Here is a 12,448-nt window from a genome sequence, read left to right as displayed (position 1 = left end):
CGGAGCCGAAAATGGTTGCAATTATATAGAAGATAGTTTACATTTTCCATCAGGACTTTCTTTAGGTAATGTTCACCTCGAATGGAGGCACACCAATGGCACCAGATTATTTGGTCATCGTCGAGTCGCCTGCGAAGGCAAAGACGATTGAGAAATATTTAGGTAAGAAATACAAAGTAAAAGCATCCGTCGGCCATGTGCGGGATCTCCCGCGGAGCCAGACCGGCATCGATGTCGAAAACAACTATGAACCGAAGTACATCACAATCCGGGGAAAAGGCCCGGTACTCCAGGAACTGAAGAGCGCGGCCAAGAAAGCCAAAAAAATCTTTCTTGCCTCTGACCCCGACCGTGAAGGGGAAGCGATCGCCTGGCACCTCGCACATTCCCTCGGCATCGACGAAGATTCCGAATGCCGTGTCGTGTTCAACGAAATCACGAAGGACGCTGTCAAGGAAGCATTCAAGCATCCCCGAGCGATCAACCGGGACCGCGTTGATGCCCAGCAGGCACGCCGCATCCTCGACCGTCTGGTCGGTTATAACATCAGTCCGATCTTGTGGAAAAAAGTGAAGAAAGGACTTTCTGCAGGACGGGTCCAATCCGTTGCTCTCCGCCTGATCATCGACCGGGAAAATGAGATCCGGAACTTCAAGCCGGAAGAGTACTGGTCGATCACCGGGCTGTTCGGCAAAGGAAAAAAAGAGTTCACGGCCACTTTCCACGGTGATGGCAAAAAGAAAATCAAGCTTCCGGACAAACAGTCCGTCGATACGGTCCTTGCCAAACTGAACGGAACTGACTTTGAAGTCGCCGAGCTGGAGAAAAAAGAGCGGAAGCGCAACCCGGCTCCTCCGTTCACGACATCCTCCCTCCAACAGGAAGCAGCACGCAAGCTGAACTTCCGGGCCCGGAAGACGATGATGCTTGCCCAGCAACTTTATGAAGGCATCAACGTCGGAAAGGAAGGAAGCGTTGGTCTCATCACCTACATGCGTACTGACTCGACCAGGATCTCGGACACCGCAAAAAAAGAAGCCGGCGATTTCATCCTTTCCGAATACGGCCAGGAATACATGGCACCGGGCGAGCGGGCATCCAAACAGAAAAATGCCCAGGATGCGCACGAAGCGATCCGGCCAACCTCCGTTCTCAGGACTCCGGCTTCTCTGAAGGCCGTCCTGTCAAATGACCAATTTAAGCTTTATCGCCTCATCTGGGAGCGGTTCATCGCAAGCCGGATGGCACCTGCAATATTGGATACGGTCACCGCCGACCTTCGCCAGGGGGATGTCATGTTCCGCGCGACTGGTTCCCAGGTCAAGTTCCAGGGCTTCATGAAAGTGTATGTTGAAGGCGAGGACGACAAGGAAGATGTGAAGCAGAAGATGCTTCCTCCTCTTGAAAAAGGCGATATCGTCAAAAGCCTTAAGATCGATCCGAAACAGCACTTCACCCAGCCGCCTCCGCGCTACTCGGAAGCCCGTCTCGTCAAGACCATGGAAGAACTCGGCATCGGCCGGCCCTCAACATACGCACCGACGCTTGATACGATCCAAAAGAGGGGCTATGTTTCTCTTGACGCCAAGCGCTTTATCCCGACCGAGCTCGGTGAGATCGTCCACTCCCTCGTCAGTGAGTTTTTCCCCGAAATCATCGATGTCGAGTTCACGGCAGAGATGGAGAAAGACCTCGACAGCATCGAGGATGGGAAAAACGAGTGGGTCAATGTCATCGATTCCTTCTACAAGGATTTCGAGAAGCGGCTGAAAGTCGCCGAGCAGGAGATGGAGAAGGTGGTCATCAAGGATGAACCGGCCGGCGAGGACTGCGAAAAGTGCGGTTCGCCGATGGTCATCAAGATGGGCCGTTACGGCAAGTTCATGGCCTGCTCGAACTTCCCGGACTGCCGGAACACGAAGCCGATCCTGAAGAAAATCGGCGTGACCTGCCCGAAATGCAAAAAGGGAGAGGTCGTCGAACGTAAAAGCAAGACAAAACGCATTTTCTACAGCTGCGACCAGTATCCGGAATGCGACTTCATCTCATGGGACAAGCCGGTTTCCAGGCCATGCCCGAAATGCAGCAGCATGCTGGTAGAGAAGAAGCTGAAAAAAGGCAAACAGATCCAATGCTCGGAATGCGACTATAAAGAACAACCGCAACAGTAAAAGGAGACACGAATCAACATGACACCAGTCGTCAACGTTATCGGAGCCGGCCTTGCAGGCAGCGAGGCTGCCTGGCAGATTGCCAACCGCGGCGTCCGGGTCCGTCTGCACGAAATGCGCCCGGTCCGGCAGACACCGGCACACCATACCGGCAAGTTTGCGGAGCTTGTATGCACAAACTCGCTCCGTGCCAACAACCTCACGAACGCGGTAGGCGTCCTCAAGGAAGAGATGCGGATCCTCGATTCCGTCATCATGGAGGCTGCGGATTCCAGTGCGGTGCCGGCAGGAGGCGCATTGGCAGTCGACCGCCACGACTTTGCCGGCCGCGTCACCGAAACAGTCAAGAACCATCCCCTTGTGGAAGTCGTGAATGCTGAAGTGACAGAAATTCCGGAGGGCATCACAGTCATCGCGACCGGGCCGCTCACTTCTTCCTCCCTCGCCGAACAGATCAGCAGCCTGACGGGCGAGTACGACCTGTACTTTTACGATGCGGCGGCGCCGATCATCGAAAAGGACTCCATCGACATGGATAAGGTCTACCTGAAGTCCCGCTATGACAAAGGGGAGGCTGCTTATCTGAACTGCCCGATGACCGAAGAGGAGTACAATCGCTTTTACGAAGCGCTCATCTCGGCCGAGACGGTCGCCCTCAGAGACTTTGAAGAAGAAAAGTATTTTGAAGGCTGCATGCCGGTTGAGGAAATGGCGCGCCGCGGCAGGGATACGCTCCGGTTCGGCCCGATGAAGCCGGTCGGCCTCGAGGATCCGAAAACCGGCAAGACCCCTTATGCAGTTGTTCAGCTTCGACAGGACAATGCAGCAGCGACCCTCTACAACATCGTCGGCTTCCAGAACCACATGAAGTGGGGACCGCAGAAAGAAGTGATCCGGCTGATTCCGGGCCTTGAGAACGCGGACATCGTTCGCTACGGCGTCATTCACCGGAACATGTTCATCAACTCGCCGCGTGTCCTCGAGCGCACCTACCAGCTCAAGGCCCGCAACGATCTTTTCTTTGCCGGACAGATGACCGGGGTCGAGGGCTATGTGGAGTCGGCGGGCAGCGGCCTCGTGGCAGGCGTCAATGCCGCGCGCCTGGCGCTTGGCGAGGATCCTGTCGCTTTCCCTGCGGAAACGGCACTCGGTAGCCTGGCGCGCTATATCAGTGAAGCGGACCCCGGCAACTTCCAGCCGATGAACGTCAACTTCGGACTTTTCCCTTCTCTGGGCGAGAAAGTCAGGAAAAAAGCGGAGCGTGCGGAAAAGCAAGCTGGAAGAGCGCTGGATACAATTCGAAATTTCAAGAATACAATTGCACATTGATTGAACAAGAGCCTCTAAATGCCTTATACTTTAGAGGCTTTTGTATATTTCCGGAGGTGACGGAATGAATGCCAGGCTAAAGCAGGCTGCAGAGGAGTTCCAGTCCTATATCCGTCTGGAGCGAAACTTCTCTCCGTTGACCGTGGAAGGGTACCGGAAAGACCTTGAAGAGTTTTTCTCCTTTCTGGAATCCGAAGGGATCGGAGAGGAAGAGGAGATCCGCTATCCGGAAGCACGTCTTTATGTGACCCGGCTGTATGAGCGGGAGCTTGAGAGGGCGACCATCTCCAGAAAGATTTCTTCTCTCCGTTCGTTCTTCAAATTTGCCAACACCCGATTCGGCATCGACGATCAGGCATTCCGATCACTGTTTCATCCGAAGAAAGAGGAAAAGCTGCCCAAGTTCTTCTACGAAGAAGAGATGGAGCAGCTTTTCGAAGCGAATGCAGGCAGCTCACCCAAGGAAATCAGGGACATTGCACTTCTTGAGCTGCTCTATGCCACCGGCATGCGGGTGTCTGAGCTGACCGGACTTACCGTGCAGGATGCTGACCTCGAGGTCGAAATCGTCCGGGTCATGGGGAAGGGCCGCCGCGAGCGCTACATACCCTTCGGCCATTTTGCCGCCGACGCGCTCGGCAGGTATCTGGACGAGGCGCGTCCGGCCATCATGAAGGGGAACAAACATGACCGACTGTTCGTCAATATGAGGGGGACTCCGCTGACCGACCGCGGAGTCCGGCACATCCTGGAGGAAATGGTCAAGAAAGCCGCACTCCATGTATCGATCCATCCGCATATGCTCCGCCATACGTTCGCTACGCACCTGCTCAACAATGGTGCGGACATGCGTTCCGTCCAGGAGCTTCTCGGCCATGCCAGCCTGTCATCGACACAGGTCTATACACATGTGACGAAAGAACATCTGAGAAAAACGTACATGAACGCACATCCTAGAGCTTAAGGGGGAGACGCAGTGGACATTCATGCAACCACGATATTCGCGGTCCGGCATAACGGGAAGGCCGCAATGGCAGGAGACGGCCAGGTGACACTCGGAAACCAGGTCGTCATGAAGCATACCGCAAAAAAGGTCCGCCGGTTGTTCGGCGGCAAAGTCGTAGCGGGCTTTGCAGGCTCTGTCGCGGATGCTTTCACGCTGTTTGAGCTGTTCGAAGGAAAGCTTGCCGAGTATGACGGAAACCTCACACGTGCCGCCGTCGAACTTGCAAAGGAATGGCGCGGGGATAAGATGCTCCAGAAACTGGAGGCCATGCTGATCGTCATGGACAAAGACACGATGTTGCTTGTATCCGGCTCCGGAGAAGTGATCGAGCCGGATGACGGGATCCTCGCGATCGGCTCAGGCGGCAACTATGCACTGGCTGCAGGGCGTGCCCTTAAAATGCATGCAGGCGGAGAAATGGATGCCGAGCAGATTGCCAGGGCAGCACTGGAGACAGCTGCCGACATCTGTGTGTTCACGAACCACCAAATCATCCTGGAGGTGATCGGGGAATGAAGATGGATCAGATGACACCGCGCCTGCTGACCGAACAGCTTGACCGCTACATTGTCGGACAGAAAGAAGCGAAACGGGCCGTTGCAGTGGCAATGAGAAACCGTTACCGGCGCAGCCGCCTCCCGGAGGAGGAGCGCAATGAAATCATTCCAAAAAACATTCTCATGATCGGTCCGACCGGTGTCGGCAAAACGGAGATCGCCCGCAGGATCGCCAAACTCGCCGGCGCTCCGTTCCTTAAGGTAGAGGCAACCAAGTTCACGGAAGTCGGCTATGTCGGTCGGGACGTGGAATCGATGGTGCGCGATCTGGTCGAAGCATCCTTTCGCCTCGTCCGCAGCGAGCGGATGGAGGAAGTGGCCGGCCGGGCCGAGGAAATGGCAGAAGAACGGCTTGTGAAGCTGCTTGTCCCTTCCATGAAAAAGGAGAAATCCGGGCAAAACCCATGGGAGATGCTTCTCGGCCAGATGCAGGACCGCTCCGACGAAGAGGAAGAGGATGCCTCGATCCGCCTGAAACGATCCGAAATCCGGGCTGAGCTGAAGGCAGGCCGCCTCGAGGACAGGAAAGTGATGGTCGAGGTGACGGAGAACATGCCGTCACTGTTTGACAGCATGCAGGGTTCGGGAATGGAACAAATGGGAATGAATATGCAAGACGCGCTTTCGAACCTTCTTCCAAAAAAGAAGAAGAAGCGGGAGATGCGTGTGGCGGACGCCCGTAGGGTGCTTGCGATGGAAGAAGCTGAAAAGCTTGTCGACCGCGAAGAAATTTCGCAGGAAGCGATTGAACGGGCTGAGCAGCAAGGAATTATCTTCATCGATGAGATCGACAAAATCGCCTCAAAGCAGGGGAACGCTTCCTCCGCGGATATCTCGCGGGAAGGTGTCCAGCGGGATATCCTTCCGATTGTGGAAGGAACGACCGTAACCACAAAGTATGGTCCTGTCCGGACAGACTTCATGCTCTTCATCGCAGCAGGTGCGTTCCACGTTTCCAAACCGTCGGATATCATCCCCGAGCTGCAGGGCCGCTTCCCGATACGCGTGGAGCTGGATAAGCTGACGAAGGAAGACTTTATCCGGATTCTTAAAGAGCCTGATCATTCCCTCATTCACCAGTACGGGCTGCTCTTGTCGACGGAGGGCGTAGAAATCGACTTTACCGACGAAGCAATCGGACGCATCGCTGAAATTGCCGCCGAAGTCAATACAGAAACGGAGAATATCGGCGCGCGCAGGCTGCATACTGTTCTTGAAAAGCTGCTTGAGGACCTCAGCTTCGAAGCATCTGACATTTCGCCTGCCTCCATTCGGATCACACCGGAATATGTCAATGAAAAGCTGGAGAAAATTGCAACGAACAAAGATTTGTCACAATTTATCCTGTAAGTACACCTTATTGTTTCCAAAAACGATTACAAACCTTTAGAATATTCTTGAATCCATATATCCAGTAGGAGGAATTGTGTTATGTCACTATTGCAAAATACGCGGGAGATCAACTCCATGCTCCAGGCGTCCGCCGGCAAGCCGGTTAATTTCAAGGAAATGTCCGAAACCCTGTCCAAGGTGATCGGAGCCAACGTCTTCATTGTCAGCCGGAAGGGCAAACTGCTCGGCACGGCTGTTCACCAAGAAATTCAGAACGAGCGGATCCAGAACATGCTGGAGGAGCGCCGCTTCCCAGAAGAATATACAAAGAACCTGTTCAACGTGACAGAAACTTCCCCGAACCTCGGCATCAATGACCCGCACACCGTATTTCCGGTCGAGAACAAGGACCTCTTCGAAGAGGGACTCACGACAATCGTACCGATCATCGGTGGCGGAGAGCGCCTCGGCACACTCATCCTTGGACGCGTGAAAGACCAGTTTACAGATGACGATCTCGTCCTTGCCGAATATGGCGCGACAGTGGTCGGCATGGAAATCCTCCGTGAAAAAGCAGAAGAGATCGAAACAGAGGCCCGCTCCAAAGCGGTCGTCCAAATGGCGATCAATTCCCTCTCATACAGCGAACTTGAAGCGATCGAGCATATCTTCGATGAACTGGACGGCACAGAAGGCCTTCTCGTGGCATCCAAGATTGCAGACCGTGTCGGCATCACCCGTTCGGTCATCGTCAACGCACTCCGCAAACTGGAGAGCGCGGGCGTCATCGAATCCCGTTCCCTCGGCATGAAGGGCACATACATCAAAGTCCTGAACGATAAGTTCCTCGTCCAGCTCAGCGAACTCAAATCCAAATAATCCCGCCTGGCAACTTGCAAGGCGGACATGAAGAGCCGGGAGCATGACTTCCGGCTCTTTATTTATCACTCATGTATGCAGATTTTCTTTGCTGCTTCTTGATCAGGACTTGCATTGTTCCGTTGTGCGGATGACGGATTCAGCGGAGGGTCCGCAACGGAAATCTGCTTCTATGCTTTATTTATGCTGTCCTATTTAATATGAAGCAATTGCCGATTGGGCTTCTTCCCATGAGAAAAACCTGAAGAGTGGTTTGTATTGCAAATCGGGTAAACACGTGGTATAGTGACCAATGGTGCGATTACACACGTATCTTGACGGATGGGCCGGTGCCGAAAAGGCTGCCCGCCGGTTGATGGATGCGGAGGACCAAAAACCCAATCGGAGGTAACAAAAATGGCAGTAATCACAATGAAACAGCTTCTTGAAGCAGGTGTCCACTTCGGTCACCAAACACGCCGCTGGAACCCGAAGATGAAGAAATACATCTTTGTTGAGCGTAACGGCATCTACATCATCGACCTTCAAAAGACGGTCAAGAAACTCGAGGAAGCATACGACTTCATGCGCCAGACTGGTGCCGAAGGCGGAAAAGTGCTCTTCGTTGGAACGAAAAAACAGGCTCAGGACGCAATTCGTGAAGAAGCGGAACGCGCTGGCCAATACTACATCAACCAACGCTGGCTCGGCGGCCTTCTGACGAACTTCGGTACGATCCAGAAGCGCGTTGACCGCATGAAAGCAATCGAGCGTATGGAAGAAGAAGGAACATTTGACGTCCTTCCTAAGAAAGAAGTCATCCAGCTCAAGAAAGAACACGAACGCCTCGTCAAGTTCCTCGGCGGTATCCGTGACATGAACGGCCTTCCGGATGTCATGTATGTAGTCGACCCGCGCAAAGAGCGCATTGCCGTTGCAGAAGCACGCAAGCTGAACATCCCAATCGTCGGCATCGTCGACACCAACTGCGATCCGGACGAAATCGACTACGTCATCCCGGCAAACGATGACGCAATCCGCGCAGTACGCCTTCTGACAAGCAAGATGGCAGATGCTCTCGTCGAATCGAAACAAGGCGAAGAAGAAACGGAAGTCGAAGCTCAGGGCGAAGAAGTCGCAGCAGAGTAAGACAGTATGTTCAGGCGATAAGCGGCTCCCCAGTCCTTATCGCCTTTTCTAAACAATTTGAATCGACCGGGAGGAATGACAAATGGCAGCAGTAACAGCACAAATGGTAAAAGAACTTCGCGAAAAAACAGGCGCGGGCATGATGGACTGCAAAAAGGCACTCACGCAAACTGACGGCGACATGGATGCGGCAGTAGACTTCCTTCGCGAGAAAGGCCTCGCGAGCGCAGCGAAGAAAGCAGACCGCATCGCGGCTGAAGGTACGGTATCCGTTGAAACTGACGGCAACAAAGCAGTCATCTTCGAAATTAACGCTGAAACAGACTTCGTTGCAAAAAACGATGCGTTCCAGCAGCTGGTTTCGGAAATCGGCACGCATCTTCTTAAAACAGAGCCGGCATCCCTCGAAGAAGCACTTGCTTCCGAAATGGAAAACGGCCTGACTGTACAGGATCACATCTCCAATGCCGTGGCAAAAATCGGTGAAAAAATCACACTCCGCCGCTTCGAAATCTTCGAAAAAACGGATAACGATACATTCGGCGCTTACCTCCACATGGGCGGCCGCATCGGCGTTCTCCTGCTCATCGAAGGCACTACGAATGAAGAAGCTGCAAAAGATGTTGCAATGCACATTGCGGCAATCAATCCGAAATACGTTTCCCGCGACGAAGTTCCTGAAGAAGAAGTCGAGCGCGAACGCAAAGTCCTCACTGAGCAGGCACTTAACGAAGGCAAGCCGGAAAACATCGTTGCGAAGATGGTTGAAGGCCGCCTCGGCAAGTTCTTTGAAGACGTTGTCGTCCTCGACCAGGCGTTCGTCAAGGATTCCGACCAGAAAGTCCGCGACTTCGTGAAATCGACCGGCGGCACACTTAAGTCGTTCGTCCGCTATGCAGTAGGCGAAGGTATTGAGAAGCGCGAAGACAACTTTGCCGACGAAGTCATGAACCAGGTTAAAGGCAACTGATCCAATACCATATTTGGGAGGGGAACACGAACCAGGTGTTCCCTCTTTTTCGATAAAAAACAGAGATGATGGAGGAGACCTCATGAGCGTACCGAAATATAAAAGAGTCGTCCTGAAGTTAAGCGGGGAGGCACTGGCCGGAGAGCAGGGCTTCGGGCTCTCGCCGGCAATCATCAAATCTGTCGCCGAACAGGTGAAGGATGTTGTCGATCTTGGCGTTGAAGTCGCCGTTGTCGTCGGCGGGGGAAACATCTGGCGAGGCAAAGTCGGAAGCGAAATGGGTATGGACCGCGCTACAGCGGACTACATGGGGATGCTGGCTACAGTCATGAACTCTCTTGCAATGCAGGATGCCCTGGAAAAGCTCGGCATCGAAACACGGGTAGCGACGTCCATCGAAATGCGGCAGGTTGCTGAACCGTACATAAGAAGACGGGCGATCCGCCATCTCGAGAAAAAACGTGTAGTCATTTTTGCAGCCGGTACGGGCAACCCGTACTTCTCGACCGACACGACCGCCGCTCTCCGCGCGGCCGAAATCGAGGCGGATGTCATCCTCATGGCGAAAAACAATGTGGATGGTGTCTATAATGATGATCCGAAGACCAATGCCGATGCAGTAAAGTATGAGACGCTCACTTATCTGGATGTCATCAAGGAAGGACTACAGGTAATGGATTCAACAGCTTCCTCGCTTTGCATGGACAACGACATTCCGCTCATTGTATTCTCGATCATGGAACAGGGGAACATCAAAAAAGCTGTCCTCGGTGAAGAAATCGGAACGATTGTCAGGAGGAATGCATAATGGTGAACAAATTGATTGAAGAAACAAAAGACCGCATGGCCAAGTCCATTCAGTCACTCCGCCGCGAAATGGCTTCGATTCGGGCCGGCCGGGCGAACGCATCACTTCTCGACCGAATCACTGTCGACTATTACGGTGCACCGACACCGGTGAACCAATTGGCCGGGATCTCCGTTCCGGAAGCGCGTCTTCTCGTCATCCAGCCGTATGACAAGTCGATCATCGGCGATATTGAAAAGGCGATTCTTAAGTCGGACCTTGGAATCACACCGGCAAACGATGGCAACGTGATCCGGATTGCCGTCCCGGCACTGACCGAGGAGCGGCGCAAAGAGCTGGTCAAAGTCGTCAAAAAAGAAGCGGAAGAGGGCAAAATCTCAATCCGCAACATTCGGCGTGATGCAAACGACTCCCTCAAAAAGCTGGAAAAGGGCGGCGAGATCACCGAAGACGATCAACGCGGCTACAGCGACGACATTCAGAAGATGACGGATGACCATATTCGCCAGATCGATGAAATCGCTAAAGAAAAAGAAGAAGAAATCATGGAAGTCTAACGAAAGAACCAAAACCCTGCAAGGGCGTCCTAAACTAAAAGGACGCCTTTTTTACTTGCTGAAAAACTGCTATGATAGTAAAAGCATCGATTCCGAATTGCTGTTGAGTGGAGGAAATCTGATTATGTTGGATAAATTGATCCGCAAAAAGGGCGGCGAATCAAAGGCGGGAAATGCGGAGCATCCGGAACTGGACGAGACCATGATACCGCGGCACGTCGCCATCATCATGGACGGAAACGGCCGGTGGGCAAAAAAGAGGTCGCTTCCAAGAATTGCGGGACACCACGAAGGGATGAAGACAGTCCGCAAAATTACCAGGGAAGCGGACCGTCTCGGCATAAAAGTGCTCACCCTTTATGCCTTCTCCACGGAGAATTGGAAACGGCCGAAGCCCGAAGTGGAATTTCTGATGAGGCTGCCGGAAGAGTTTCTCGGGACCTATCTGCCTGAACTTGTGGAGCGCAATGTACGCGTGCGGATGATTGGCGATCACGCCCATCTGCCGATGCACACCCGGCGTGCCATCACGAAGGCGATGGAAGCAACCGCAGAAAACGACGGCCTGATCCTGAACTTCGCGATGAATTACGGAAGCCGTGCCGAAATTACTGAAGCTGTCCGTTCCATTGCAAAAGCGGTGGCTGAAAACCGTATGAGCGCAGAGGACATCGATGAGTCGCTGATCACCGGCGCTTTGATGACTGCCGAACTGCCGGAGCCGGACCTCCTGATCCGTACCAGCGGAGAAGTCCGGCTCAGCAACTTTATGCTCTGGCAGCTTGCTTATACAGAGTTCTGGTTTACGGAAACGCTCTGGCCGGATTTCGATGAAAGCCGGCTGCAGGAAGCAATCGCTGTATACCAGGCGAGGAACCGCCGCTATGGCGGAGTTGACAAGGAGGACACGGATTGAAGACCCGAATAATTACGGGCGTGGTGGCTGCCCTTCTCTTTATCCCTCTCGTCATCATAGGAGGGCTGCCGTTCACGCTGGCGGTCTTCCTGCTTGCGGCGATTGGGATGTATGAATTACTCCGGATGAAGAAAATTTCCATTTTCTCCATACCCGGCCTGCTTGCTGTGCTTGCTTTGTTCAGCTTTTTGCTAAAGCCTGAATGGGCGGCTGCAATCACGGAGTATACCGGTTATACAAAAATTGAAGTGGTTTATATGACCGTCCTTCTCCTTCTGGTGTATACCGTTGTCGTGAAAAACCGATTCACATTCGAGCATGCGGCTTTTACCGTGCTCGCCATGCTTTATCTTGGAATCGGCTTTTACTACCTCATCGTTACCCGTGACGCGGGAATCGAATACATCATCTATGCGCTAATTGTCGTCTGGCTGACAGACACGGGTGCTTATTTCACAGGACGCAGTTTCGGAAAAAGGAAGCTTTGGCCCGAAATCTCACCGAACAAAACGGTTGAAGGCTTTATCGGCGGCATTGCGGTTGCAGTTATTGCAGCTTGCCTGTTCCAACTGTTCATGCCGGTGGCCGGCTCTTATCTGATTCTCATTGCAGTGACGGTTGTCGCTTCGGTGACAGGCCAGATCGGCGATCTCGTAGAATCGGCGCTTAAGCGGCATTATGGGGTGAAGGACTCGGGGAACATCCTGCCCGGCCACGGCGGAATCCTCGACCGGTTCGACAGCCTGTTATTTGTACTGCCAGTGCTGAACCTCCTTCACTTTGTCGGATGAACGG

The 12,448-nt window shown here is 53.3% G+C and carries 12 protein-coding genes; all 12 read left to right on the top strand.

The annotated features are described in order from the left end of the window. Positions 1–95 precede the first annotated feature (95 nt). The 12 genes from topA to KHA84_RS09445 all read left to right on the top strand — a co-directional run bounded on the left by topA (position 96) and on the right by KHA84_RS09445 (position 12,444). On the top strand, positions 96–2,171 hold the full coding sequence (gene topA, locus KHA84_RS09500; RefSeq protein WP_213423289.1) for a type I DNA topoisomerase: 2,076 nt from the start codon (positions 96–98) through the stop codon (positions 2,169–2,171). Between the two features lie 18 nt (positions 2,172–2,189). Further along, on the top strand, positions 2,190–3,500 hold the full coding sequence (gene trmFO, locus KHA84_RS09495) for an FADH(2)-oxidizing methylenetetrahydrofolate--tRNA-(uracil(54)-C(5))-methyltransferase TrmFO (protein ID WP_213423288.1): 1,311 nt from the start codon (positions 2,190–2,192) through the stop codon (positions 3,498–3,500). 64 nt (positions 3,501–3,564) lie between these two features. Then, complete coding sequence (xerC, locus tag KHA84_RS09490) at positions 3,565–4,464, top strand: tyrosine recombinase XerC (RefSeq protein ID WP_213423287.1); 900 nt, start codon at positions 3,565–3,567, stop codon at positions 4,462–4,464. Between the two features lie 12 nt (positions 4,465–4,476). Continuing rightward, positions 4,477–5,022: an ATP-dependent protease subunit HslV gene (gene hslV, locus KHA84_RS09485; protein WP_213423286.1), complete on the top strand. Its 546-nt coding sequence runs from the start codon at positions 4,477–4,479 to the stop codon at positions 5,020–5,022. Further along, positions 5,019–6,413: an ATP-dependent protease ATPase subunit HslU gene (gene hslU / locus KHA84_RS09480; protein ID WP_213423285.1), complete on the top strand. Its 1,395-nt coding sequence runs from the start codon at positions 5,019–5,021 to the stop codon at positions 6,411–6,413. Before hslV ends, hslU begins: the two co-directional genes overlap by 4 nt. 81 nt (positions 6,414–6,494) lie before the next feature. Then, the gene (codY, locus tag KHA84_RS09475; protein ID WP_213423284.1) at positions 6,495–7,274 is read left to right on the top strand and encodes a GTP-sensing pleiotropic transcriptional regulator CodY; all 780 of its coding nucleotides are present in this window, start codon (positions 6,495–6,497) and stop codon (positions 7,272–7,274) included. Positions 7,275–7,670: 396 nt separating this feature from the next. Continuing rightward, entirely contained in the window at positions 7,671–8,402 is a 732-nt protein-coding gene (rpsB, locus tag KHA84_RS09470; protein WP_092096506.1) for a 30S ribosomal protein S2, read from the top strand. Between the two features lie 82 nt (positions 8,403–8,484). Then, entirely contained in the window at positions 8,485–9,372 is an 888-nt protein-coding gene (gene tsf / locus KHA84_RS09465) for a translation elongation factor Ts (protein WP_213423283.1), read from the top strand. A gap of 82 nt (positions 9,373–9,454) precedes the next feature. Next, entirely contained in the window at positions 9,455–10,180 is a 726-nt protein-coding gene (gene pyrH, locus KHA84_RS09460) for a UMP kinase (RefSeq protein ID WP_213423282.1), read from the top strand. Beyond that, positions 10,180–10,737 (top strand): ribosome recycling factor, encoded by a 558-nt coding sequence (gene frr / locus KHA84_RS09455; RefSeq protein WP_213423281.1) that lies wholly within the window; start codon positions 10,180–10,182, stop codon positions 10,735–10,737. Before pyrH ends, frr begins: the two co-directional genes overlap by 1 nt. A gap of 124 nt (positions 10,738–10,861) precedes the next feature. Further along, positions 10,862–11,653, top strand: a complete 792-nt coding sequence (locus KHA84_RS09450; RefSeq protein ID WP_213423280.1) for an isoprenyl transferase — start codon at positions 10,862–10,864, stop codon at positions 11,651–11,653. After that, complete coding sequence (locus KHA84_RS09445) at positions 11,650–12,444, top strand: phosphatidate cytidylyltransferase (RefSeq protein WP_213423279.1); 795 nt, start codon at positions 11,650–11,652, stop codon at positions 12,442–12,444. Before KHA84_RS09450 ends, KHA84_RS09445 begins: the two co-directional genes overlap by 4 nt. Positions 12,445–12,448: the final 4 nt, after the last annotated feature.

This window comes from Bhargavaea massiliensis, assembly GCF_018390575.1.
GTDB lineage: Bacteria > Bacillota > Bacilli > Bacillales_A > Planococcaceae > Bhargavaea > Bhargavaea massiliensis.
Note: the sequence above shows the minus strand (reverse complement) of the source record. Positions and strands in the feature narration are given on the sequence as shown.